The organism is Aestuariivirga sp. (genome assembly GCF_044238155.1).
Lineage (GTDB): Bacteria > Pseudomonadota > Alphaproteobacteria > Rhizobiales > Aestuariivirgaceae > Aestuariivirga.
In genome coordinates, this window is record NZ_JBIIDX010000001.1 from 21,416 (window position 1) to 46,242 (window position 24,827).

A 24,827-nucleotide genomic window follows, 5' to 3' on the forward strand; every position below is an offset into this window, starting at 1 on the left:
GCGGCGCAGCTTACTCTCTCTCCGGGCTCATGATCTTCTTGCGCAGGCGGCGCACGGCATACCAGACCACGATCACCACCACCGGAATGCTCAGCAGGCTGATGGCTTTTGTGTCCGTCCGCAGATGTTCGCCCAGCCCATCGATGAGCTTGTCGATGATGCCGATCAGATAATAGCTGATCGCCACGACCGAGAGACTTTCGACAGTCTCCTGCAGCCGGAGCTGCTGCCGGCCGCGCATTTCCATCGATTTCAAGACCTGCTGATTCTGCGCCTCGAGCGCAATGTCGACGCGCGTGCGCAGCAGGTTCGAGGCCCGCTCGCTGCGCTCGGCCAGGCTCCTGATGCGGTCGGCGGCAGCCTGGCAGGTGGCCATCGCAGGTGAAAACCGGCGGTCGAGGAACACCCCGATGCGCTGGAAGCTCTCGAGCTTTTCCTCGCCCAGCTCGGCAATGCGCTTGTCAACCAGTGCGGCGTAGGCGCGCGCGGCAGCAAAGCGGTAGCTGGTGCGACTCGAGATTTCCTCCACATCGCGGGCAATCCGGCTCAACTCGGCAAGCAGTTCGGCATCCTCGTGGCTCTCGCGCGAGGACAGCATGTCGGCCGTGACCTTGGAGACGGACCGTTCCAGTCCGGCCAGCTCGCCCATGACCGTGCGCGCCAGCGGCAGCGCCAGCAGCGCCATCATGCGATAGGTTTCGATCTCGTGGATGCGGCGGATGACCCGGCCCAGACGCATCGGCGAGAGGCCGTGGTCCTGGACCAGCATGCGGGTATAGCCATCCGGCCCGATGCGGAAATCCGTCCATACCGTGGCAAGGCCCGAACTCACGCGCGAACCGGCGATATCCTCATGGCCGAAGAGCGCCACGAGGTTTGCCATGCTGGGCTTGGGCTCATCCTTGGCCATGACCCGCGTATGGATGCCAACAAGCCTTGCACCGGGAAGCCCATCGACCCAGCCTACGGGCAGAAGCGACAGTGCCTCGCCACGTTCGATGGCCCCCTCCGCCACAACGCTAACGCGATAGAATTCGCCATGCCGCTCGTATTTGATCTGGCCGCCGGCAATGTCGGCGCTGTGGTGCGCAGCGCCCTCGGCCGGCGGCTTGACGCCCAGGGCGTCACACAGCAGGCGGACCTGGGCCAGGGGGTCTGCGTCGCCATCCTTCAGGGTGAACGCCAGGTGGGTAATGCGGGCAGGGGCTGTCAGCGGCAGGCCCGGCCGGCCGTGCAACTCGTCATTGAGGAGATTGCGGAGTTCGTGATCGTGCATGGTGTCGCCTTCGGAATACAGTCGTGAGCCATATCACCGGGGTCGAGCAATTGCCATGTGCCACTTTTCGGCCTCCCGGCCATTCAGTATGGTGCTGCGCAGACGGCGGGAGGCAATCGGCGCGTGACAGCTTTGACCGACATGGGCGCAGGCCGGCCTGCGCTGCGCAAGGCCGAGCCCGGGGTGCGCCGCCATCAGCTTATCGAGGCCACCATCGCGGTGTTGGCCCGCAGGGGTTATGCCGCCCTGACCGTGGCTGATGTGGCCAGGCAGGCCGGCCTCTCCTCGGGCATCGTCATCTTTCATTTCAGCAGCAAGGACAGGCTGCTGGCCGAGGTCCTGGCGGCGCTTGCCGCCGACTATCGCCGTCATTGGCAGGACGCTGTGCAGCGTGCCGGCATCGCCCCGGCCGATCGCCTGAAGGCGCTGCTGCTTGCTGATTTCGACATGGACGTTTTTACCCCGGACCGGCTGGCTGCCTGGATCGCCTTTTGGGGCGAGGCCCAGGGCAGGCCCGTCTATGACCAGATCTGCTCCAGCCACGACGGGGAGCGCCGCGCCAGCCTGGAGGCTCTGTGCGGCGCACTGTGCGAAGAGGGGGGCTACGGCCATGCCCCCCGCCTCGTCATGCGCGGACTGGATTCGATGAGTGATGGCTTGTGGCTGGCGCTGGCAGCACATGCCTCCGGCCATCGCGCCCGGCTCAGTGCTGCGGATGCCCAAAAAACCATCATGTCGGCGCTTGCTGCGTTTTTCCCCAGACACTTCGAGCCACCGGGCCAAGCCCCGGCGGCCCCCCCCTTCCGCCCTGTCGCGAAACCACTATAAGAGCGGCAGTTCGGTTATCGCCACCTCGTTCCGGAGACCTCATCCATGACCAAGATCCGTGTTGCAATCAATGGCTTCGGCCGCATCGGCCGCAACATCGTCCGCGCCATCTATGAATCGGGCCGCAAGGACATCGACATTGTGGCCGTCAATGATCTGGGCCCGGTCGAAACCAACGCCCATCTGCTGCAGTTCGACTCGGTGCATGGCCGTTTTCCGCGCGAAGTGTCTGTCAAGGGTGACTCGATCTCGATCGGCAGCGACCAGTTCAAGGTCACCGCCATCAAGGATCCCGCCCAGTTGCCGTGGAAGGACCTGGGCGTCGACATCGCCATGGAATGCACCGGCATCTTCACCGCGCGCGACAAGGCGGCAGCCCATCTCACCGCGGGGGCAAAGCGCGTGATCGTCTCTGCGCCCTCCGATGGCGCCGATTTCACCGTCGTCTACGGCGTCAATCATGACAAGCTCTCGAAGGATCACATGGTGATCTCCAACGCCTCCTGCACCACCAACTGCCTTGCGCCCGTGGCAAAGGTGCTGAATGACACGATCGGCATCGAGAAGGGCATGATGACGACGATCCATTCCTATACCAACGATCAGCCCTCGCTCGACCAGATGCACAAGGATCTCTACCGGGCGCGCGCCGCGGCGCTCTCGATGATCCCCACCTCGACGGGTGCGGCGAAGGCCGTTGGCCTTGTCCTGCCGGAACTCAAGGGCAGGCTGGATGGCTATGCCATGCGGGTTCCCACACCCAACGTGTCGGTCGTCGACCTCAAGTTCATCGCCAAGCGCAAGACCACGAAGGAAGAGGTGAACGAGGCGATCATCAAGGCGGCCAATGGGCCTCTCAAGGGCATTCTTGGCGTGACGGCGAAGCCAAACGTGTCGATCGACTTCAATCACGATCCGCATTCCTCGGTCTTCCATCTCGACCAGACCAAGGTGATGGACGACAGTTTCGTGCAGATTCTCAGCTGGTATGACAATGAGTGGGGCTTCTCGAACCGCATGAGCGACACCGCCGTGCATTTCGGCAAGCTGATCGGCTGAGCAGGCGTGTCGCGCCCGCTTTTGATTGCACCCTCGATTCTGGCCGCCGATTTCGCGCGGCTGGGCGAGGAGGTGCGCGCCATCGACGCGGCGGGTGCGGACTGGATCCACATCGACGTGATGGACGGGCACTTCGTGCCCAACATCTCCTTCGGCCTGCCGGTGATCGACTCGATCCGCCAGGCGACGAAGAAAACCTTCGACGTACATCTGATGATCGCGCCGGCAGACCGCTATCTCGAGGCCTTTGCGCGCGCAGGCGCGGACGTGCTGACCGTGCACGCCGAGGCGGGCATGCATCTTGACCGCTCGCTGCAGGCAATCCGTGCGATGGGCAAGAAGGCCGGTGTGGCGCTCAACCCGGCAACACCGGTTTCTGTGCTGCAGCATGTGCTCGACCGGCTCGACCTGATCCTTGTCATGACGGTGAATCCGGGCTTTGGAGGCCAGGCCTTCATTCCGGCGATGCTGGAAAAGATCGCCGAAGTGCGGGACATGGTTCGTGGACGGAACATCGACATCGAGGTGGATGGCGGCATAACGGCTGCCAATGCGGCAGATGTGGCGCGGGCCGGCGCCAATGTCCTTGTGGCGGGCTCGGCAGTGTTCCGGGCGCCGGATTATGCCGCGGAAATCCGCGCCATCCGCACGGCGGCGTCAAGCCTCGCCATCTGACGCCGGGTTGTTGATCTTCCCGCTTCAGGGGCGCTTCTCGACCCACTCGATGAAGGCCTCGAGCCATTTCGCCACATAGCGCCACGTCTCCTCATCGGTGAGCGTTCCATCGGCGTTGAATTTCACTTCATTGTTGGTGATGAACACCTCCGGCCGCGGCATAACGATTGCCTGCAGCGCCTGCAGGTTCTGGCGGAGGTGATACTGGGCGCGCGCTGTTCCTGCGACCTGTCCGCCGCCTGCGCCCACCACTCCCACCCGCTTCCAGCGGAACGGCGAGCCGCCGCGTGACAGCCAGTCATTGGCGTTCTTGAGAACGCCCGGCATCGAGAAGTTATACTCCGGGCAGGCAAAGATGATGCCGTCAGCTGAGCGTATTCTTGCATCGAGGGCGGCGACCGCGGCGGGCTTTCCGGTGGCGGCTTCGTCATCCTCGTCGAACAGCGGGATGCCATGCAGGCTTGCCACCTCCATCTGCACATGAGCAGGCGCCATGTCGCGGATGGAGCGCAGGAGGCCCGTGTTGGTGGACGCCTTGCGGAGTGACCCGCTGATGCCGAGAAGCCTGGTCATGCTGCACCTTTCAGCTGCTGGAACGCCGCGAGCGCGGCATCGCGGGCCTTGCCGTGGTCTACCATCGGATGCGGATAGTTGCGTCCCGGCGCGACGCCAGCCTCTGCCAGAACGAGTTGCGGCGCCTCCCACGGGCGATGGATGAATTCATTGGGCAGGCGGGCCAGTTCCGGCACCCATTTGCGCACATAGCTGCCGTCGGGGTCGAACTTCTCGCCCTGAAGTACTGGGTTGAAGATGCGGAAATAGGGCGCGGCATCGGCTCCACATCCGGCCACCCACTGCCAGCTGGCGGAGTTGCTGCCGATGTCGGCATCGACCAGCGTGTCCCAGAACCAGCGTTCGCCTGCCTGCCACGGAATGAGCAGGTCCTTGATGAGGAAGGAGGCTGCGATCATGCGCACCCGGTTGTGCATGATGCCGGTGGCCCATAATTCGCGCATGCCGGCATCGACGATCGGGTAACCTGTCTGCCCGCGCTGCCAGGTTCTGAGGGCCGCCTCGTCACTGCGCCAGGGGAAGCCGTTGAACTCTGGCCGGAAGGGTTCGACAGGCAACTGCGGCCAGTGGTGCAGCAGATGATAGGAGAACTCGCGCCACAGTACTTCCTTGAGGAATTTCTCGGCCGGTTTGTCGAGTTTGCCGGAGGCCGCAAGCTGCGCCCGCCGCACCGCGTGCCAGCACTGGGCAGGGCTGATCTCGCCGAAATGCAGATGCGGCGAGAGTCCGGAGGTCACTTCGCGGTCTGGCCGGTCGCGCGCCTCGGCGTAATCGGCAAGCCCGCTGCGGATGAACCGCTTGAGGCGTGCTGCCGCGCCTGCCTCACCCGGCGTCCAGACCGCAGCAAAGCCGCTGGCCCAGTCGGGGCGGGATGGATAAAGCTCCCAGTCTTCCAGACGGTCGGTCTTGATGTTGCCCGTCCAGGCGGTGAGACGTGGGGCAGGCTTCAACGGCTTCGGCTCGCCCGTGGCAAAGCAGGCCTTGGAGAACGGGGTGTAGACGCGATAGGGCTCGCCGGATCCGTTGCGGATCGACTCCGGCTCATGCAGCAGGAAGCCGCCATAGCGGTGGCAGGCCGCACCTGCGGCCTCGGCGGCTGCCTTCACGCGGCGCTCCAGCGGACCCGCCCACGGCGCATAATCGCGCGTGAAATGGACCGACGACGCGCCGGTCTCGGCCAGCACCTCGGCGATCACCTTGTCAGCCGGGCCACGCCGCAGCACCAGCGGCACCTCGGCGGCCAGGCGCATCAGGCTGTGATGCAGCCACCAGCGCGATGCGCCTCCAGCCTGCCAGTCCCCGGGCGTCGTGTCATCCAGCACATAGAGCAGCACCACGGGCCCCGCCGCTGCGGCAGCGGTGAGCGCGGCGTTGTCGGTGAGGCGCAGGTCCTGGCGCAGCCAGCAAAGGGCGGGTGAAGTCATGTGCTGGTTACGTGCGGGCAAGGTGGCGGATCAATTCCTGATCCGGCCCGGCTCAACTGCCTGATCCAGCCTGACGCACCCGCTTGCGCCACTCCCACGGCATCTCGAAGCTGCCGGCCCAGATGCCGCGGCGGTTTGTCTTTGCCTCTGCCTCTGCTCCCGCATAGGCCAGGCTGTAGCGCCGGTAGGCAACGGCCCAGCCCTGGCTGACCATCCAGCGGTTGATGTCTTCGGCGCCCTTGAAGCAAACGGCCAGAAGGCGGCCATAGCGGTCGCGCCCGTCGCTGCGGCAAAGGATCGGGGCGGTGCCAATGTGCCCGGCCAGCGCAAACGCAGACTGCCTGCCACAGGCCCAGATGCCCCCGCCAAGCATGCAGCGCTGCTGGCTCTCGATCGCGTCTATGCCGGTCAGGCGGATGCGTTGCCCGTGGATCTCGATGGTATCGCCGTCCATCACGCTGGCACGGCCCGTGATGTGTCCGGTCTCGGCGGCGGCGCTGCCCGCCGGCACCGCCATCACCAGCATCAGGGCCGGAAACATCCATCGGAGCAGGGGCATGGCCGGTCGTCCCGTTTGTCGTGTCACGATCAACGGTCCGGTCTTGCCCGCGGCCCGTTAACAGGGCGTTAACGGCTCGTGCCAGCAGGAGACGCAGCTTGACTTGCACCGGAGCGCGGCCCTATATGCGCGCCAACTCCGGCGGGGTAGCTCAGTTGGTTAGAGCACGGGAATCATAATCCTGGGGTCGGGGGTTCAACTCCCTCCCCCGCTACCACCTCAAGTAATCAGTCTCTTCGTTGCCGGCCCGGGTTCCTGACCCGCGTGCCGACGTGGCCGTGCCACTTGCCGGAGCCGTCAGTTTGACTGAGGGTATGCGTCTGTGAGGCTGGGAAATTTTTCCAAGCTCACGGCGAGCGACCAGATCCTGATGTCCTGGCCGATGGTGACGTTGGGCGGAGTGGGGCGCGCCCAATTGATTTTGCCCGTCGTCTCATTCGAGGCGGCCACATCCTTGAGCTGGGCGCAGTTGATCTCATTATCGGAACAGACAGCTGTTCCTTAGACGAGGCGCTCCGACTGCAGTTGCCTTATCGTCCGTGCGCCGGAAATTGGAAAGACCGCGTTGTGTCTGAGAGCGGAGACGATGTCGATGCGATGAGCCCTGATGGACCAGGGGTTTCTTTGGCCTGCCCTGGCCATGTCTCGACCAGTCAATGGTCTCGATGTTCAATCATTGATGGAATAATGACATCGTCTTGCCGTTTCAGCTGCCAGTCTGGCGGATGTTGGAAGAACTTTAGGCTGATACGCTCTGGTTTCCACATACGTCCCGGTACAAGACTGATCTCGGGACCGCTAATGTGTTGTAACGATCAGTCGATTCCCGTAACAGTTCCCAAGTCAAATACAGGAGAGCCTAAGATGAACAGTGAATTGCCGTTTGGACCGCCGCCACCACCATCAGGTTTACCTTCAATACTCTGAGCTAAATACTCAGGTTGCATCTCTGCAGCTGATCGCTCCATGAATCATCAGACGCGTGGAGCGATCATGCTGCCCGGTTCGGTGCTCCGGCAATAGTCGATGAAGGTGTCACTGGGAATATCGACCAAACCGCGAGTTCCGGTGTCTATCTTGAACAAGGCTGCGGCCAGGCGTTCGCGCGCCATGGTCTGGCTCTCTCGGCGCAGCAGATGCGGATCGGGTTTTAGATCGTGAACATAGGGGTTGGTGTTTATTTCAAACATCACTGGCTTGTGGCCGGATCTTGAAAAATCGGCCCTTCCAAATTCGATTTCCGCAATCTTGAAGGTCTCTGCGACAAAGTCTGCGTGCCAGTTTTCACGGACCGCCACGTTTTCGAGTTCCACAATGCCAGGCGTCAGCTGCTCCCAGCGGCCCCATTTGACCAGCCAGTTGTCATCCACGGCAATGTGATCAAGCATCACCTCCTCCGCCACCGCAAAGGCGCCCCACTTGAACCAGCGCCCTTCGATCTGATCCGTTGGACAGCACTCGACGGCGAGCATGCCGGTTGCCGAATGACCTGCCTGCCTGAACGTCTCGATTGCCGTGTCGAGCGCCGCCTGATCCGGAATGAGCTCCGGATACATTGCATGGCCGCTCTCGAAACGCAGGAACACCGGGAAGCGATCGGGGCGGGGCCGGTCATCGCAGCGATAGACAGAGAACGGATTGAGGCCACGCAGGGCCAGTTCGCGCAACAGTTCATAGCGCAGCTTCACGCGCGCGGGGTTATTGAGCGTCCTCATGCCGGTTCCGGCGATTGCGCGTTGCAGCGATCCCGCAATGCGCAGCTCGAACGCAGACAGCCGCTCAAGGTCGCAGAATACATAGGTGGCCTCAGGAAGCCGGGTCTGCCGCAGCACGGCCTCGTAACTCTCTACCCTGATCTCCGGCAGGCTCGCGCCAAATCCCGGCCCGGTAAAGCTGCCGAGCGGTTTCATGCAAGCTGCAGTCGTGAGAAAGACGATCATGAAGGAAAAAGGCCCTCAGAAATTCTGATACGGCAACAATCAGACTTGTTCTATGATGCAGCCAAATAGGCAAGTAAAGCGAGAAACCGCGGTATGATTTTCTATCGAATTCACGACAGGTGCGTGAAAGTCAGGCCGGGTGCTACGGCACGCGACTGGATGGATTCAACCAACCAGTCATTTGCCTATCGCTGCCTGCCTCTGCTTATTGCCAATGCATGCGGCTGGGAGTTGCTGCTGCCCTGCGACGTGGAGGCCGAATGGAACGGCGGCCCTGCGCTGTCCGACATCACGGTGACTGTGAACAACGATGATTTTGGCAATGGTCGCATGGCCTCGTCGCATTTCGGCCATGGCATCCTCACATTCAATACGGGTTTCGTCATTCGCACGGATGTGGGGGTAGCAACCCTCGTGCGTGGAGCGCCCAACCTGCCGAAGGCAGGCATTGCCCCACTCGAAGGCATCGTCGAAACCGATTGGCTGAATTTCAGCTTCACAATGAACTGGATTTTCACCGCGCCCGGGAAAGTCAGCTTTCGCGCTGGAGAGCCTTTCTGCTTTCTGATGCCTGTCAGCATCGCTGCGGTGGAAGCAGTTGAACCACAGATACGACCGATCGACGAGGCGCCGGAGATTGCGGCGGGGTACCGCGAATGGGCAGAGCTGCGCAACGACTTCAACAAGCGTCTGGCCGCCAATGATCCGGATGCTGTGAAGAACCGCTGGCAGAAGTGGTATACGCGGGGAGTGCAGCCAAATGGTGAGGCAGCACCCACCAGGCATCGAAGCAAACTCAACGTCCGGCCCCCTCGGGTCTAAAGGCGCGCGGGCGTCGGCTAAATCAATCTGTGAAGGAAATGGCAATTTGCCCGGGCGATTGATAGCAATGGATCCACGACAGCGGTCGTGCGTTTCACGCCCGCTTCATCCTCTGTGCGCACTTTCTGACTGCGGCATGTTTCTCGACATGGGATCAAGTGCTATGAATCCGGGCGCATGAACACCCAAACCCGAGCGCCCAGCGCGGACCGATCATAATTGTATGAGCTCCGAGCCATGAGACACATCAGTTTTTGTCAGACCTGCCGGAACAGGCTCTGGCAGCTAGAGCAAACACTCAGTGTCAATATCGACGCTCTGGGTGATGATTGTGAGCTTGTCCTGGTGGATTATGGTTCAACCGATGGGCTGGCGGGCTGGATCTGGAAGAATTTTGCCAAATTCATTGCAAACGGCCAGATGCTGTTTTTCGAGGTTGCCGGCGATGTTGGGTGGAGCGCACCACGGGCCAAGAATCTTGCCCATCGTCTCAGCCGCGGCGACTACGTCTTCAATTTGGATGCAGACAATTTCGTCACGCAAGCGGACATTCAGTCCATAGGCGAGGCGCGTCGCCTGCAGCAGGCGGCTCATCAGTGGACCGGTAGCTGGAAAGATGGCTCCTACGGCCGGATTGGCATGCCTCGTGATCTCTTCTTTCGGCTCGGTGGATATGACGAGACCATGCTGCCAATGGGGGCTCAGGACATGGATATCCTCAAGCGTGTTGTCGCGCTGGGTCAAGACTTACGGAGGCTGCCCACCCCAGGCCGCAATGCCTTGCTGAACTCGTTCATGGACAAGGTTGCAAATGTCTTCGCAGCAACGGAGGATGAGGCCACAGCCGAAGAGAGGTGGAACACCATGGAGACGATCAACCAGCATCTCTCGGAAATGCGCATGTTCATCGAGGGACCCTGCCGCCGCGGCGGATATCAGACCTTCAAGGGGCGGCTCAATGGCGCAGACGTCATCATTGATGGCTTGAACGGGCGTCATCACATCCGGGCGTAAGTCCTGAGGCAGCACTGCCTGGCCTGTGGTCAGGGGCTTTCACAAGGTCATTGCGTTCAGTCCTCCACCCGTCCGGACACGAGCTGCGTCTTGCCGTGTGCTTGAACGTCCGGCACTGACAAGCTAGATCAAAACATTACAGGAAGAACTTCAGGCCAGCACTTTCCGCATCCGAGTGATCCCGAAGACGGTTCTAGTGCTTACCGACAATGGAGCGTGATAGTGGACACTCAAGTTATTCAGTGGAACGAGCCAAACCGGGCCAATACGCCGCCTTTGCACATCGCATCACGCGGCGATCGTTATTCCACCGTGACGGGCGTGTGGTGGCTTGACGAGTTTCGTTTCGTTGCCAACCATCGCAGCGGTCTCAGGCTGGCGCTCTTCGACATGCGGGAGGGGCTTGCGCCCGTCACCACCGTTGCGGTTCCTCATCTATCGGATGACGTTGCTGCCAGGCCACTTGGTGGTGACAGCTGGGAGCTTGCCGTATCTGGTTGCTGGGATGCGTCACATTCGGTCTATCGCCTCGACTGCGAGGGCGGATCGAGGTTTTCATTGATTGCCAGTCATCCTGCGCCAAACCGGAGCTTTTGTCATGGCGTCGCCTATGATCAAACCGGTCGCCTCTGCCTTACCTACCATACCGGTGAAGATCCGCGCATTCTGATCGGCGACCAGCTGACCAGGCTTCCGCCGCCGTGGGGCGCCAGAGATATCTGCCACGATCAGGACCAGGACAAATACCATGCCGTCGCCGTGTCCAACAATCCGCAGCGGACTGCCTACCAGAGTACCAGCATGTCTGTCTGGTCGCTCCTGCCTTCCTCGGGAACCTGGGATCAGACCCTGAACATTGACAATGTCCATTCCGATGCCTGCCAGATGTTCAGGGGACGACTTTGGGTCCCTGACCAGGCTGGTGACAGGGTCCTTGGACTAGACCTGTCGCAAGACAAGCCGCCAATCGTCATTCAGGGAGACTGCCTCGATTTTCCGCATGGCCTGTCAATCTCCCGGCGCGGAATGCTGGCCGTCACGAGCTATGGCAGCAGTTCCATCGTCTTGCTCGATGTGAGTTCTGCATCGAACTGAGCGTCAGCATTGCGGGCGAGCTTCCGTAAGGCCTGTGCATCAAAGGCTGCAGATGGCGCCCATTCCGGGTTTTCTGTTGCAGACTGTCGCCTGATGAAACCAATTATTGTCCCTCTAGCTTGCATGAAGGCGCCAAGCATGGGGTCGGGTAAGGACGGGCGTATGTCAGCCTCAACTTATCTTGCCTTACGTTGAACTGCCAATTGACAAGCAAGCCGAATTGGAGCGGATGTGACTGACCGGGCGCGTGAAGGCTTCCGGAGCAGATCAGATGGAGGCAAGTCAGCATGTTTGACAGGCGCAATATGGTTCTCGGCCTGGTGACGGGCATGGCGGGTGTCGCGGCAGCAGTTGGTCCGGCGCTGCCGGCGGAGGCTGTTGTTGACGACGATGGGCAGGCGATCCTTGATGCCTGGATCGACGCCCTGTTCACCGGCGAGGTCGAGCGGGTGGCGCCTCTGCTGGCGCCGGAGCTGCAGGTGCTGCGTGGCGATGGCAAGAGCCATGACAAGGCGTCCTATCTTGCGGCCCTGCCCAAGTACAAGTCACGGCCGCAGACCAGCGACCTGAAGGCAACGAGCGAGGTGAACAGCCTTGTGATCAGCTACACAATCTCATCCGACCAGACGATCGAGGGCCAACCCGTTGCAGCCGTGGCGCCGCGCCTGACGGTGTTCCGTCGCAAGGGCAGTCAGTGGCTGGTGGTCGCGCACTCCAACTTTGCCAAGGTCGGCTGACGGAAGCGGCGCGAGGGCGCAAGCAAACTGCGGGACAGGTAGGGAGGGCGGGCTGCCGCCCATCAGGCGGCAGCAACACCTTCAATGCCATCGCGCGATGTACGGCAGCAGCTCGACGCCGTCAGCCAAACTTCTTCTCACCCTTCACCCAGGTCTCGCTCACCTTGATGGCGGCAATCTTGTCAGGCGAAACAGTGAAGGGGTTGTCCTCCAGGATCGTCATGTCGGCTTCCTTGCCGGCTTCAAGCGAGCCAACGCGGTCAGCCATGCCGATCTGCCGGGCAGCGTCGATGGTGATGGCCTCGAGCGCGCGCTGCACACTCACGGCCTGGTCGGGGCCGATCACCGTGTTGTCGAATTCGCAGCGCCGCGTCACGGCCGTGCCGACGAGCCGGAGCGGGCCGATCGGCGAGCAGGGCGAATCGGTGTGCAGGGTGAAGCGGATGTCCTCCTTCACGCAGGCACCGGCGGGGTCCATGAAGGCGGCACGCTCGGGCCCGAACAGCAGGTCGCGATAGGCCGAGCCGTAGAGGCCCACGTGGTTCATGAGAAAGCTTGGTTCCACATTGAGGCTCTTCATGCGCTTGATCTGGTCTGGCCGCGCCATGGTCGCGTGTTCGATGCGGTTGATGCCAAACTCCAGTGATGTTCCATAAGCTGCCTCGATCGCGTCGAGCGAGATGTCGATGGTGCGGTCACCATTGCAGTGGATGAGCACCGGCATGCCGGCTGCCTTCACGGTTGCCACCATCGCGGTCAGGTCGCTGGTCGAGAAGTTTGGCGTGCCGGCATCAGAGCTTCCGAGATAGGGCTGCGTCTGGGCGCCGGTGCGGGTCTGGTTCGAGCCATCGCCGACGATCTTGACGCCATAGAGCGTGAACAGCGAGTCCGGCAATTGCGCAGCCCGCGGGCCCAGCCCCAGCGATTTGTAGGCGTCAAAGCCCTTCATGTCCTCGTACATCAGGCTCGCACTGGTGCGCACTGGCGCGTGCAGCGACAGCTTGGTGAAGGACTCGATCCATTCCGAGCGCAGCGTGCCTGGCTCGTGCACCAGTGTGTTTCCGGCAGCGGCGACCGATTGGAGATAGGTGTTGACTGCCTTGTAGGCCAGCTGCGGCGTGATCTTCGGAAGACCAGGTGTCACCACCTTCAGCATGGCGCTTTCTTCATAGACGAGGCCGTTCAGCCGGCCATTCGCATCGCGGCCGAAATGCCCGCCGCCGGGAAGCGTGCCGATGTCCTCGGCGACGTTGGCCATCTTCAGGGCAAGGCTGTTGACGCAGGCATCATGGCCGTTGGTGTACCACACGAACAGCGGATGCGTTGTTGTGATGCTGTCAAGTTCATCGCGTGACAGGTCTCCGCCCTGCAGGAGATTGTCGAAGTTGGAAACCAGAATCCACTGGCCTGCCGGCGTGCGTGCGGCGAGCTGGCGGAGGAAATCCGTGAGCAGGGCGCGGGTCCGGTATTTCTCGTAACCCACGTCGATCAGGAGTTCGAAGAAGAGTGATGCAAAAATGGTGTGGTGGTGCGGATCGATGAGGCCGGGCAGCATTGTGCGCCCAGCAAGATCGACGATCGTTGTATTGATGGAGGCGAGCGCCATCACATCTGCCTCGGCTCCGAGCCTGACGATCTTGCCACCGCTCACCGCCAATGCTTCGGCTGCTGGCTGTCCAACGACAGGCAGAATGGTTCCGCCCTTGAAGATGGTATCTGCTGCGTTGGATGACGTGCTGTCGGCAAGGGCGGGGCGGGCAGTCAACACAGGCAGGCTGCTGCCGATCATTGCTGCTGCCGACAGCGCCAGGAACCCGCGCCGCGTCTGAGCGAATTGCCCTATCCCGGCAAGACCTTCGGGTTGTTCATAGAGGGATGGATGAGACAAGAGCGGGTTGACGCAGGCGAGGCACATGGCTGTAAGCTCCTTGGTGAGGGATATCCACCCGTTCAGGCACCCGCCCTCTGCCTGGCGCCGGGGTGGATGAGGAAGGCCAGGCGCAGGGCTGGCCTTCGGGTTCCGCGTTCAGGGTGTCTCAATTGGCCGAGATGGTGTGGACCGAGAAATCCTGGTTGAGCCGGATGTCATAGATCTTGCCGTCGGCACACTTGGCATCGTCCATCTCGTAAAGCCCGCTGCCTTCGCTTTCCACCTCGGCCGCCGTTGCCGAACAGCCCCAGGCCTTGAGCGTGGCCTCGATCTTTGCCATCTCTTCAGCAGAGGGTGCCGGACCGGCGCTGGCCAAGGCACTGGTCAGGACGAGCAGCGTGGTGGCCATCAGGGATGTTTTAAGCATGATCAATTCCTTTGTATTTGACCCGGGTGTTTCTAGAACCGCCGCATCGCCAAGGCAACCCCTGGATGGGTCGAGCGTCAAACAATAAGCCATCAAGGCCGGTTGCTGATCCGAGCACTCATCCCTTTGCCTGCCGGGTGATTCTTGAACTTCGGATCAGTTTGCGCTTATGGGTGTTGCCGGTGATGACCTGCGCCTTGCACCGGGAAGGAAACGACCTGCCATGACTCTCCCCGCCCACGCCCAGATCATTGTCATCGGCGGTGGCATCATCGGGTGCTCGACGGCCTATCATCTGGCGCGGGATCACAAGGCCGATGTGCTGCTGCTCGAACAGGGCCAGCTCACCTCGGGGTCCACCTGGCACGCAGCCGGGCTGGTGGGCCAGCTGCGTGCCTCTGCATCGATCACCCGCGTGCTCAAGTATTCCGTCGAGCTCTACAAGGGGCTTGCCGCCGAAACCGGGCTCGAGACCGGCTGGAAGATGACAGGCTGCCTCAGGCTGGCCACCAACCAGGACCGCTGGATCGAATACCGCCGCCTTGCCACCACCGCCAAGAGCTTTGGCATGGAGATGCATCTCGTCTCGCCCGATGAGGTCAGGCGCATGTGGCCCCTGATGGATGTGTCAGATCTCGTCGGTGCCAGCTGGCTTCCGACTGATGGTCAGGCCAGTCCGTCTGACATTACCCAGTCGCTCGCCAGGGGTGCCCGCATGCATGGTGCGCGCATCATGGAGAATGTGCGCGTCACCGGACTGCGCATGGCCGGCAACCGCATCACCCATGTCGAAACGGATCAGGGCGTGATCGCCTGTGAAAAAGTGGTCAACTGCGCGGGTCAGTGGGCAAGGCAGGTGGGCACGCTGGCCGGCATCAACGTGCCGCTGCAGCCGGTGAAGCACCAGTACATCATCACTGAACGCATCGAGGGTCTGGCCTCCGATGCGCCAACCCTGCGCGACCCGGACCGGCGCACCTACTTCAAGGAGGAAGTGGGCGGCCTTGTCATGGGCGGCTATGAGCCCAATCCACAGCCGTGGACCACGGGAGACGTGCCTGCCGACTGGCAGTTCCGTTTGTTCGACGATGATTATGATCATTTCGAGCAGCACATGGAGCAGGCCATCGCGCGCGTTCCCGCCCTCGCCCATGTGGGCGTCAAACGCATGATCAACGGGCCGGAGAGCTTCACGCCCGATGGCAATTTCATTCTCGGCCCGGCGCCCGAATGCGCCAACATGTTCGTGGGTGCGGGTTTCAATGCCTTTGGTATCGCCTCAGGCGGCGGCGCGGGGTGGGTTCTGGCGCAATGGGTGGTGTCCGGCGAGGCGCCGCTCGATCTCTGGGCCGTCGACATCCGGCGTTTCTCGGGTCTGCACCGTGACCGTGACTGGGTGATGGCGCGCACCCTCGAGGCCTATGGCAAGCATTACACCATCGGCTTCCCGCATGAAGAGTATGAGAGCGGAAGGCCGCGCATCGTTTCGCCCCTCTATGACCGGCTCAAGGCGCAGGGCGCGGTTTTCGGCTCCAAGCTTGGCTGGGAGCGGCCAAACTGGTTCGCGCCTGCCGGAGTGGAACCACGCGATATCTATTCCATGGGCCGGCAGAACTGGTTCGCCCATGTTGGCGCCGAGCACGCCCTGGTCCGCAGTGCCGTCGCTGTCTTCGACCAGTCGAGTTTTGCCAAGTACGAGCTCTCCGGTCCCGGTGCGCTGGCGGCGCTTGAGTGGATCTGTGCAGGCAGCGTCAGCAAGCCGGCAGGACGGCTCACCTATACCCAGCTTCTCAACAGTCGTGGTGGCATCGAGGCTGACCTGACGGTTGCGAGGCTGAGGGATGATCTGTTCTACATCGTGACGGGAACCGGCTTTCGCAGCCATGACCTGGCGTGGATCCGCGACCACCTTCCCGATCAAGGGTCCGTCTCCCTGGTGGACGTGACCGAGCAATGGGGAACGCTTTCGCTGATGGGACCGAAGGCGCGTGCCGTGCTTGAGGCGGTGACGCGCGATGATGTGTCGACTGCCGCTTTCCCCTTCGGTCATGTGCGCGAGATCGAGGTGGCTGGCGTCAGGCTCCGTGCGCTGCGCATCACCTATGTGGGCGAGCTTGGCTGGGAATTGCACATACCGCTGCCTGAAACCGGGCGCGTCTATGATGCGCTGATGACGGCGGGGGCCGCCCACGGCATCAGGCCGGTTGGCTATCGCGCGCTCGAATCGCTGCGCCTCGAAAAGGGCTATCGCGCCTGGTCCTCGGACATTACGCCCAATGACACGCCGGTTGAGGCAGGCCTTGGCTGGGCAGTGAAGATGCGGGCCAACACGCCGTTTCTGGGCCGCTCGGCGCTTGAGGCGGCCAGCGCAAGGCCGCTTGCCAAACGTCTTGCGGGATTCCTGATTGCCGATCCCGCTGCGGTGCTGGTCGGTCGTGAGACGATCCTGCGCGACGGCGAGCCGGTGGGCTATCTTACGTCGGGTGGCTATGGCTACACGCTGCAGCGCGGCATCGGCTATGGCTATGTGCGGCATGCGGCAGGTGTGAGCGATGAATTCCTCCTGTCCGGGCACTATGAACTGGTTGTTGCCAATGAGCGGTTCCCGGCGGAGATCGGCCTCAAAGCCTTCTACGATCCCGGCAATGAACGCGTGAAAGCCTGACCACCAGGTCATTCATCGTGACATCACCTGCCGCACATGCCGGACGGCAGTGTCAAGATCGTCATGGGCAGCGCCCGGCCGGCCTCGCGCGGCGCCAGCACCAAACCAGCCGACACGTCCGTCAGCGACGAGGCGTTCAATCAGTGACCGGCGGTCTGCGGCGGTCTCGATCATGCCGGTCTCGAACAGCCAGCGCACAGGCGTCAGGCCTGTCCGCCGTTCCAACACGGCCTTGCGGTAGAGCCAGTTGCCCAGCCGCAGCTCGACGCCGCGACGCTGAGGCAGCGGATAGACCGAGACCCGCGGTGAAGCCTGCAGCGCATCGGCCAGCATGGATATCGAATCACTGGTCACCACGATTTCGGAGGCAGCGGACAGGGCCGCCCGGTAGTGGTTGTCGGGCTGCCCGAAGACGGTGAGCCGGTTGGGCGGCGTGATGGCCTGCCGCAGCATGGCGATTGCCACCTCGGGCGTGCGCGGGCTGGTGTGCACATCGAGCAGGCGGCCCTTGGCACTGGCATGCGCGAGGGCCTCGCGTGCAAGGTCCTGGGCCACCTGGCCGTCGAGCTGGTCGGGAAAGGCGGGTCCGCCCACCAGCAGAACCACCGGGCCGGTGCCTTCGTCGTTCGCCCGGGCTGGCGGCCGCGCAGCCAGCGGCATCTGCAGCTCAACCACATTGGCGGCTGCTGGCAGGCGATACTGCGCGGTGGTCAGCACCGCATCGAAGTGTTGGCTGGCGGCGGCCGGACGTCCGAGGCAGATGATTCGTGTATGGCCGCCAGACTTTTTCTTGATGTCGCGGGCGATCACGCTGGTCATGGCTTCCGCGCACAGCACAAGATCGGGCCAGGGCGCCGCCGGCGGCTTGTCGACGCGCTGGCTGGCAAACAGTGGATGCGATGGTCCGCGAAAACGCAGCGTCTTGATTTCATGCGGCCAGCCGAGTGCCTGGGCCAGCGCCAGCATTTGGTCAAGGTCGCCCTTGCGCCCGCCGGAGAGAAGCCAGACAATCGGCTCATCCGCCATGGGCCGTACTCTTCGCCTCGTGCAGCACGCGCTCGTAACTGGCCAGCAGGCCGGACAATATGGAATCCCAGCTATAGTCGAGCGCGCGCTGCCGGGCCGCCTTGCCCATACGCTGGCGCAGGCCGGCATCGCTCACCAGTGCGGCAAGTGCTGCAGCGAGGCCCGCCTCGTCGCCTGCGCTGACCAGCCGGCCGGTGGCTCCCTCCTGCACTAGTGAATTGCTGCCGCTCGACAGGGCGTTGACGGCAGGAAGCCCGCTGGCCATCGCCTCGAGGGTTACGTTGCCGAACGTTTCGCTCTCGCTTGGAAAGAAGAAGATGTCGGAAGAGGCATAGGCCGTTGCCAGCTCCTCGCCATGCAGAAAGCCTGCAAACACGCCGTTCATGAGGCCTTCCTTCATGCTGACCAGTTCCGGCCCGTCGCCGATCACCAGTGGCCGTACCGCGCGCCCCTCTGCCGTGAGCCGGTTCATCACCCGCATGAACACGGCGGTATTCTTCTCCTTCACCAGCCGTCCGGCATAGGAGATCACCACCTCGCCATCGGCCATGCCAAGCCTCCGCCGCCAGTCCATGCTGCGCCTGTCCGGTGCGAACAGGCTGCTGTCGACGCCGCGCGCCCAGATCTCCACCGCCTGCGACTGGCCGTCGCGGCGGATGATCTCGGCCATCGATTCGGAGGGTGGATAGACGCGGCGTACCCGATTGTAGAAATGGCGCAGGTAGCGCCGGCCCAATGGCTCGAGAAAGCCGAGGCCGTAGAAGCGGAGGTAGGTGTCATAGCGGGTGTGATAGGAGGCAACCACGGGCACCCCCCAGCGCTCTGCGAGCTTCAGTGCCTGATAGCCCAGTATGTCCGGCACCGCGATGTGAAACAGTGTTGGCCGGAACGCCGCGAGCCGCTGCCTTGCGGTCTCGGGCAGTCCCCGTGCGATGCGGTATTCGGGGCGGCCCGGAATGGCGAAGGATGGCACCGGCACGAGCTCTCCGGCCGAGGCGAAGGCAGGGCTTTCTGCCACTGGCGCAAACACCAGAACCGGCACGCCGCGGCTTTCCAGAAATGCCACGAGACGGTTCAGCGTCAGTGCCACGCCGTCCTTGATGTAGTTGTAGTTGCCGGTGAACAGGGCCACCCGCAGCTCAGGGCCGGGCTGGCCTGTGCCGTCTGCCACGATGGGGCTCAGGCCGCGGCCTTCAGCGGCGCCAGCGGAGGCACGCTCTTCATGACGTCATAGGAATCATGCCGGATGAAGTTGTTGCTCATCGCCTCCTTGATCTGGGCGTCGGTCACCAGGCCCTTCTCATAAGCCTCCTTCAGAAGGCCGAAGAAGAATGCCTCCTGATTGCGGTCGGGGTGGCGGGCATAGCGGCCGAGCAAGGCGTGATCGCCAAACAGCTTGCGCCGCATGCGCATGATCCAGCCGATAACGGGCACGAATTCGGTGGGCGTATAGTCAACCTTGAGGCCGGTCTTCCATGGCTGCGTGCGGCGCCTGGTGTTGTGGATCATCTTGGTCGCCGGGGTGAGCTTGTCGAAGTCGTTCCACTCGTCCTCGAAGGTGCCAATGCTGTTGCGGTCCTCCATCAGCAGCGAGATCCAGTTGTGATAGTCGCGCTTGCCCTCGAACAGTTCGTTGAAGCTCTTTTCCACGTCCCAGTGCTTCAGCCGGGCGCAATCGAGCAGCATGACGCTCGAGGCGAAGGCGCCGTTCTTGAACTTCGAGCCGCGGCACATGATGGCCTTGCCCTTCATGTCGCGGCTGAGCAGCTCCCATACATCCTGAACCGCGAAGACATCCGGATCCACCACCAGGGCGCGGCCCTGATAGCCCATCAGCTGCGGCGGCAGGAAGCGGGTCAGTGTGAAGGACTGCAGGTCATTCTCGTGCCAGACGCGCTTCACGCCATGGCGCATGTAGGTCTGCCCCTCGCGCTTGGCGAAGAAGGGGTAGTCTTCCTGCTGCATGACGGTGACGTCGAACTGGTCGGCATGCGCCGAATTGCGCTTCATCGAATAGGCCGAGACGATGGCGCCGATCGACTGCTTGTTGTTGGTCTGGATGAAGATATGGGGCCGAGTGGCGCCCGCATGTCCGGTCGCAGCCATGACAGATCTCCGAAACTATTGCTTACTCGACGCCCGTGTATCATGTACTGACCGGCGGTTCAAACGCTGCCATCGGGCGGCTATCGGTCACAAGGGCACAAGCTTTTGCAATCAAACGGGAATCCCGGTCAACAGGTGAGCCCGCCACGGGTCTGGGTGGTGCAGAGCCCGCATTCCGGCGACAACACCCAGCTCCGGGCCCTGGCAGCGGGCCTCGGCTGGCCCTCCGAGGTCAAGCAGCTCGTCTACCGCAATTGGGAACCGCTGGCCCGGCTGCTGAGCCTTGCCAGTCTCGCTGGCGTCGACCGTGCCCGTTCGAGCCCGTTGGCCCCGCCCTGGCCCGATCTGATCATCTGCTCCGGCCGCGCCGCCGAGGCGGTGGCCTTCTGGATCCGCAGGCAGAAGCCCTCTTGCCGCATTGTCTTCCTCGGAACTCCCTGGGCCGCCCATCGTCACTTCGACCTGATCATCACCACGCCGCAGTACCGGCTGCCGCAGGCCCGGAACATTCTGCACAATCTCTTGCCGCTGCATGATGCAACGCCAAACCTGCTGGCAGATGCGGCGGCGCGCTGGCAAGGGCGGCTGGCGCATCTGCCACTGCCGCTCACGGCTGTTCTGGTCGGTGGGCGCAGCGGCCCCTATCTGATGACGCCGGAGGCAGCCGCCCGGCTCGGGCGTGCCGCAAGCGACATCGCTGCAGCCGAGGGTGGCGCTCTCCTTGTCACCACCAGCGCCCGCACCAGCGAGGCGGCGGCAGCCGCACTCTTGGCGGCGATCGGGGTGCCCTGCCACCTGCACCGCTGGACCAAGGCGGCGGACGAAAACCCGTTTCATGCCTTCCTGGGGCTTGCCAGCCGCATCATCGTTACGGCCGATTCAGTATCGATGATGGCCGAGGCCGTCAGCACCGGGAAGCCGGTGCTGCTGTTTGACATTGAACATGGGCGTTATGCCATGCGCGCCGAAGATAGCGCCCCGCAGCCCGCGCCAATTGGCTGGCGTGGCCGCAGCCTTGATACCACGCTGTTCCGGCTGCTCATCAACCATGCGCCGGCGCGTTTCTCGCGCGACCTGCGCATCGTGCACCGGCAGCTGGTGGCCGCCGGCCATGCCCAGTGGATTGGCGCGCCGCAGCAGGCCCCGGTGCCCCCGCCCGGCGATGAGCTGGCCCGCGCGGTGGCTCGCATCCGCAGCCTTTTTGGCCTATGAGGCGCCATCCAGCCGTTGCCCGGGAATGCTGACCTGATGCCTGCCCATAGCCACAAGAGCCTTGCCGACCGGTGGGTCAGCCTCAGGGGGGCGGCCTGGAAGGCGCTGCTGCGCCAGGCAGAGGCCTTGGCCTATCTGGTCGCGGGCCTGCCGGTGGCGCTCAGGCACGCGTTCGCGCCACGGCCCACGGCTGATCTTCCGTCTGCTGACTATCTTCACCGCTACTATGCCTGGAATTACTGGCGGTTGCCGTGGGGACCGGTCAAGGCCGTGCTGGCAGCGCTCGTCTGGCCGCTGGCGCTGGTCGTCACGCTGTGGCTGTTTACCAGGCGCAATGGCGCGGCGATTGCCGCACGCACTGGCATCGGCGTTCCAGCCCAGCTGCTGGGTCAGGTGGCGATGGCGCTGCGCTTCGGCATTGCGCCCTTCTGGTATTACATGTTCGAGCTCTATCTGCCCGAGCGCAGGCAGCGGGCCGGGCTTTACCTCACCGCTCACGAGACGATTGGCCCGGCTTACGGGGCGCTGCAGCCGCCCCCGGGGGCCGATCACCTGGATGACAAGATCTGGTTTGCCGAACACTGCCACCGGCAGGGCGTGCGGGCGGTGCCTGTGCTGATGCATTTCAGCCGTGGGCTGCCGCAGCAGCTTGCCGGCGGTGTTGATGAGCTGCCGCCCAGCGACCTGTTCGTGAAGCCGCGCTCAGGTTCCGGCGGCCACCGCATGGAACGCTGGGACTGCATCGGTGACGGGCGCTACCGCAACGCCCATGGCGAGGTACTCGACCGTGCGGCCTTGATGGATAAGCTCAAGCTCCAGTCACTCAAGGATGACTTTCTGGTGCAGCCGCGGCTGGCCAACGATCCCGTGCTTGATGACATCGCCAATGGCGCGCTGGCCACCGTGCGCCTGCTTACGTGCCGCAACGAGCAGGGCCAGCCGGAGGCCGTCAAGGCCGCCTTCCGCATGGCGATCGGCAATCAGGTGGTCGACAATTTCCACCAGGGCGGGCTGGCCACTGCGGTGGATCTTGGCACCGGCCAGATCGGCATCGCTTCCGATCTCGGCATCAGTCCAGGCGTTGGCTGGCGTGACACCCACCCGGTCAGCGGTGCGCGGTTTGCGGGCCGCACGCTGCCGCACTGGCGGCAAGTGGTGGCGCTGGGCATCCGGGCGCATCAGGCCTTCCCTGATCGCGTGGTCGTGGGCTGGGATATTGCCATGCTCGCCGACGGCGCAATGGTCATCGAAGGCAACGGCAGGCCCGACCTCGACATCCACCAGCGCGCTGAGCAAGGGCCTGCCGGTGAAAGCCGGATTGCGGACCTGTTGCGCTTCAATGTGGCAGGGGTGGGGCGCGGTTCCCATACTGAATGTCCGACTACAGCAATGCGTTGAAGCTGACGGCCCGATTTGCTATTGCCCACCGGCACGTAACTCAGAGTAGCAATCCGCAATATGCAGCTCCCCAACATTTATGACCTCCGCACCGGTGTGCGCCGTCTCATTTCTGCCAGTTCCGCAGTGCTTCCCCGCGAGACTGGCATCCGGGCGGAGCGGTGGTTTCGCGGTTATGAGGATTCCAAGAAACTCGCTAGTGCCGATGGAGTTGTTGTGTCGTTTGGCAAGAGCGGACGGACTTGGCTGAGGGTTTTGATCTGGCGTTACTTCGCGAAACGCAATGGTTACGCAGGCGAAGGCATCAGCGAGTTTGATGAGTTCCGCCACCGTAACCCCAGTGTACCTGTCCTGTTTTTTACGCATGATAACTATCTCAAGGACTATGCCGGACATGACCACAAGTCCCGGCTCTACGGGAAGGCCCCGGTTGTCCTGCTCGTGCGCGACCCGCGAGATACCGCGGTGTCACAATATTTCCAGTGGAAGCATCGCATCGCGCCGCGCAAGAAAGTGATCAACAATTATCCCCTCAATGATGACGGGCTTTACAGTTTTGTGTCTGGTGATCAATCCGGCATTCCCAAGATTATCGATTTTATGAACGCCTGGGCGAAGGAGATTGGCGACATGCCGCACCTTCTCGTTGTTAAGTACGAGGATTTGCGGGCAGATACCCAGGGTGAACTGCGCCGGGTACTGGAGTTTTTCGGCCAGCATCCAACCAGCGAGGAACTGAAAGACGCTGTCACCTTTGCATCGGTTGATAACATGCGCCGGATGGAGCTCGAAAACGCCCGAAATGCTAGCGCCCATCGCAGCCTCAGGCCCGCCGACGCGAACGATCCCTCCAGTTTCAAGGTCCGCCGCGCCAAGGTCGGCGGGTGGCGTGACTATGTGAGTGCGGATGAGGCAGCAACTCTTGATGCCATGGTCAGAGGACGGCTCTCGGCAGTATTCGGTTATCAGTGAGTTTCTTTTGGCTTCAAAAAGCTTGGTATTGCTTTCCTCACCTACCTAACGCTTGGCTATCTTGTCCCAGCCAACTGGTGTGTTTGCGGCTGTTGCACAGGTCATGACTGATCCGATCACCTCGTCAATGTGCTTCGGCGCCAGTCCATAACCAGGACGCACGCTCCGTACCGCGGATCTTGTTACGGTTTCGCCGGCTTTCATATCTTTCACGAAATACAGGGAGCGGCGGAACATGACATTGCCGACCTCGCTCGATTTCCGCCCATAGTCAATTTGGCCTAAAGCATTCCAGGCAGTGCGCGAACCCCTGCAGAGTTGCGCGAATTCCGCCGGTTCCAGTGAAAAGCTGTCATCTGGGCCTCCACCAGTTCGATCCAGCGTCATGTGCTTCTCGATTATGGTGGCGCCCAGCGCCACACTGGCTATGGCTGTCGTATTGTCGATCGTATGATCGGAAAGTCCGATCGGCACGCCAAAACGCCTTGCCATGTCGGGAATGGTGGCAAGATTATAGTCCTCTGGCGGTGCCGGATAGCCTGAAACGCAGTGCAGCAGGGCCAGTTCTTCACACCCGCCTTCCCGCGCCGCAGCCACGGCTTCTTTGATCTCTTCGAGATCAGCCATTCCAGTTGAGATAATCATCGGCTTGCGTTTCGAGGCGACATAGCGGATGAGGTCAAGGTCGACCGCCTCGAACGACGCAATCTTATAAGCAGGTGCGCGAAGCTCTTCCAAGAAGTCTACCGCCGTATGGTCAAACGGCGTGGAGAACAACGTAATGCCGCGTTTTCTCGCATGTGCGAATAGTGCCTCGTGCCATTCCCAGGGCGTATGGGCCCACTCATAGAGCTCGTAGAGTGTGCGCCCCGCCCATAGGCCATCCTGGATCTGGAAATCCGGTAGGTTGGAACGCAGGGTTATCGTATCGGGCCGGTAGGTTTGGATCTTCACAGCATCGGCCCCGGCCGCCTGGGCGGCGTCGATAATACTGAGGGCTGCTTCGAGGCGTCCGTTGTGATTGGCGGAGAGTTCGCTGATCACATAAGGAGGGGCCTCGGCCGAGATCTCTCTTCCGTTGATGATGATTTTTGGTGTCATGTCGTTCTGGGTCTCGCAACCGCGTTTAAGGTGATGGACTTGAGCAAT

The 24,827-nt window shown here is 62.4% G+C and carries 22 protein-coding genes and 1 tRNA gene; 12 read left to right on the forward strand and 11 right to left on the reverse strand.

Going from position 1 to position 24,827, the window contains the following annotated elements; all coding sequences use genetic code 11:
* Nucleotides 1-10: 10 nt before the first annotated feature.
* Complete coding sequence (locus ACILRN_RS00095; RefSeq protein ID WP_395684548.1) at nucleotides 11-1,276, reverse strand: DUF3422 family protein; 1,266 nt, start codon at nucleotides 1,274-1,276, stop codon at nucleotides 11-13.
* Nucleotides 1,277-1,399: 123 nt separating this feature from the next.
* Between ACILRN_RS00095 and ACILRN_RS00100 the strand changes: the two genes are divergently transcribed.
* From ACILRN_RS00100 to rpe, 3 genes are read left to right on the forward strand one after another with little or no spacing between them, the layout of a single operon-like run.
* Nucleotides 1,400-2,104, forward strand: coding sequence for a TetR family transcriptional regulator C-terminal domain-containing protein (locus ACILRN_RS00100; protein WP_395684549.1), 705 nt, complete (start codon nucleotides 1,400-1,402; stop codon nucleotides 2,102-2,104).
* Between the two features lie 45 nt (nucleotides 2,105-2,149).
* Entirely contained in the window at nucleotides 2,150-3,163 is a 1,014-nt protein-coding gene (gap, locus tag ACILRN_RS00105) for a type I glyceraldehyde-3-phosphate dehydrogenase (RefSeq protein WP_395684550.1), read from the forward strand.
* 6 nt (nucleotides 3,164-3,169) lie between these two features.
* Nucleotides 3,170-3,838: a ribulose-phosphate 3-epimerase gene (gene rpe, locus ACILRN_RS00110; RefSeq protein WP_395684551.1), complete on the forward strand. Its 669-nt coding sequence runs from the start codon at nucleotides 3,170-3,172 to the stop codon at nucleotides 3,836-3,838.
* A gap of 24 nt (nucleotides 3,839-3,862) precedes the next feature.
* Here the strand turns inward: rpe and ACILRN_RS00115 are convergent, their stop codons facing one another.
* From ACILRN_RS00115 to ACILRN_RS00125, 3 genes are read right to left on the reverse strand one after another with little or no spacing between them, the layout of a single operon-like run.
* On the reverse strand, nucleotides 3,863-4,411 hold the full coding sequence (locus ACILRN_RS00115) for an NADPH-dependent FMN reductase (protein ID WP_395684552.1): 549 nt from the start codon (nucleotides 4,409-4,411) through the stop codon (nucleotides 3,863-3,865).
* Nucleotides 4,408-5,835, reverse strand: coding sequence for a cryptochrome/photolyase family protein (locus ACILRN_RS00120; RefSeq protein WP_395684553.1), 1,428 nt, complete (start codon nucleotides 5,833-5,835; stop codon nucleotides 4,408-4,410). The genes ACILRN_RS00115 and ACILRN_RS00120 overlap by 4 nt, the downstream gene beginning before the upstream one ends.
* A 52-nt stretch (nucleotides 5,836-5,887) precedes the next feature.
* Entirely contained in the window at nucleotides 5,888-6,394 is a 507-nt protein-coding gene (locus ACILRN_RS00125) for a thermonuclease family protein (protein WP_395684554.1), read from the reverse strand.
* Between the two features lie 140 nt (nucleotides 6,395-6,534).
* Here ACILRN_RS00125 and ACILRN_RS00130 point away from each other — a divergent pair.
* Nucleotides 6,535-6,611, forward strand: a tRNA-Met gene (locus tag ACILRN_RS00130).
* A gap of 757 nt (nucleotides 6,612-7,368) precedes the next feature.
* Here the strand turns inward: ACILRN_RS00130 and ACILRN_RS00135 are convergent.
* Entirely contained in the window at nucleotides 7,369-8,304 is a 936-nt protein-coding gene (locus ACILRN_RS00135) for a hypothetical protein (protein WP_395684555.1), read from the reverse strand.
* A 123-nt stretch (nucleotides 8,305-8,427) separates the two neighbouring features.
* On the opposite strand from ACILRN_RS00135, the gene ACILRN_RS00140 reads away from it, so the two are divergent.
* The 4 genes from ACILRN_RS00140 (at nucleotide 8,428) to ACILRN_RS00155 (ending at nucleotide 12,002) form a co-directional block, all read left to right on the forward strand.
* Nucleotides 8,428-9,156, forward strand: coding sequence for a DUF6065 family protein (locus ACILRN_RS00140; protein WP_395684556.1), 729 nt, complete (start codon nucleotides 8,428-8,430; stop codon nucleotides 9,154-9,156).
* Nucleotides 9,157-9,393: 237 nt separating this feature from the next.
* Complete coding sequence (locus tag ACILRN_RS00145) at nucleotides 9,394-10,170, forward strand: glycosyltransferase family 2 protein (RefSeq protein ID WP_395684557.1); 777 nt, start codon at nucleotides 9,394-9,396, stop codon at nucleotides 10,168-10,170.
* Between the two features lie 222 nt (nucleotides 10,171-10,392).
* Complete coding sequence (locus ACILRN_RS00150; RefSeq protein WP_395684558.1) at nucleotides 10,393-11,265, forward strand: hypothetical protein; 873 nt, start codon at nucleotides 10,393-10,395, stop codon at nucleotides 11,263-11,265.
* Nucleotides 11,266-11,552: 287 nt separating this feature from the next.
* Nucleotides 11,553-12,002: a nuclear transport factor 2 family protein gene (locus ACILRN_RS00155; RefSeq protein WP_395684559.1), complete on the forward strand. Its 450-nt coding sequence runs from the start codon at nucleotides 11,553-11,555 to the stop codon at nucleotides 12,000-12,002.
* 121 nt (nucleotides 12,003-12,123) lie between these two features.
* On the opposite strand, the gene ACILRN_RS00160 is transcribed toward ACILRN_RS00155, so the two are convergent.
* Nucleotides 12,124-13,917 (reverse strand): amidohydrolase, encoded by a 1,794-nt coding sequence (locus tag ACILRN_RS00160; RefSeq protein ID WP_395684560.1) that lies wholly within the window; start codon nucleotides 13,915-13,917, stop codon nucleotides 12,124-12,126.
* 121 nt (nucleotides 13,918-14,038) lie between these two features.
* A complete protein-coding gene (locus tag ACILRN_RS00165) occupies nucleotides 14,039-14,299 on the reverse strand; it encodes a hypothetical protein (protein ID WP_395684561.1) in 261 nt (86 codons plus the stop codon).
* A 223-nt stretch (nucleotides 14,300-14,522) separates the two neighbouring features.
* Between ACILRN_RS00165 and ACILRN_RS00170 the strand changes: the two genes are divergently transcribed.
* Nucleotides 14,523-16,964, forward strand: coding sequence for an FAD-dependent oxidoreductase (locus tag ACILRN_RS00170; protein WP_395684562.1), 2,442 nt, complete (start codon nucleotides 14,523-14,525; stop codon nucleotides 16,962-16,964).
* 12 nt (nucleotides 16,965-16,976) lie between these two features.
* On the opposite strand, the gene ACILRN_RS00175 is transcribed toward ACILRN_RS00170, so the two are convergent.
* From ACILRN_RS00175 to ACILRN_RS00185, 3 genes are read right to left on the reverse strand one after another with little or no spacing between them, the layout of a single operon-like run.
* Complete coding sequence (locus ACILRN_RS00175; RefSeq protein WP_395684563.1) at nucleotides 16,977-17,990, reverse strand: ELM1/GtrOC1 family putative glycosyltransferase; 1,014 nt, start codon at nucleotides 17,988-17,990, stop codon at nucleotides 16,977-16,979.
* A complete protein-coding gene (locus ACILRN_RS00180) occupies nucleotides 17,980-19,161 on the reverse strand; it encodes a glycosyltransferase family 4 protein (RefSeq protein ID WP_395684564.1) in 1,182 nt (393 codons plus the stop codon). The genes ACILRN_RS00175 and ACILRN_RS00180 overlap by 11 nt, the downstream gene beginning before the upstream one ends.
* Nucleotides 19,162-19,169: 8 nt before the next feature.
* Entirely contained in the window at nucleotides 19,170-20,096 is a 927-nt protein-coding gene (locus ACILRN_RS00185) for a hypothetical protein (RefSeq protein WP_395684565.1), read from the reverse strand.
* Between the two features lie 135 nt (nucleotides 20,097-20,231).
* Between ACILRN_RS00185 and ACILRN_RS00190 the strand changes: the two genes are divergently transcribed.
* From ACILRN_RS00190 to ACILRN_RS00200, 3 genes are read left to right on the forward strand one after another with little or no spacing between them, the layout of a single operon-like run.
* Nucleotides 20,232-21,308 (forward strand): mitochondrial fission ELM1 family protein, encoded by a 1,077-nt coding sequence (locus tag ACILRN_RS00190; protein WP_395684566.1) that lies wholly within the window; start codon nucleotides 20,232-20,234, stop codon nucleotides 21,306-21,308.
* A 36-nt stretch (nucleotides 21,309-21,344) separates the two neighbouring features.
* Nucleotides 21,345-22,706: a sugar-transfer associated ATP-grasp domain-containing protein gene (locus ACILRN_RS00195; RefSeq protein ID WP_395684567.1), complete on the forward strand. Its 1,362-nt coding sequence runs from the start codon at nucleotides 21,345-21,347 to the stop codon at nucleotides 22,704-22,706.
* Nucleotides 22,707-22,766: 60 nt separating this feature from the next.
* Nucleotides 22,767-23,678, forward strand: a complete 912-nt coding sequence (locus ACILRN_RS00200) for a sulfotransferase domain-containing protein (RefSeq protein ID WP_395684568.1) — start codon at nucleotides 22,767-22,769, stop codon at nucleotides 23,676-23,678.
* A 45-nt stretch (nucleotides 23,679-23,723) separates the two neighbouring features.
* On the opposite strand, the gene pseI is transcribed toward ACILRN_RS00200, so the two are convergent.
* A complete protein-coding gene (pseI, locus tag ACILRN_RS00205) occupies nucleotides 23,724-24,779 on the reverse strand; it encodes a pseudaminic acid synthase (protein ID WP_395684569.1) in 1,056 nt (351 codons plus the stop codon).
* Between the last annotated feature and the right edge of the window lie 48 nt (nucleotides 24,780-24,827).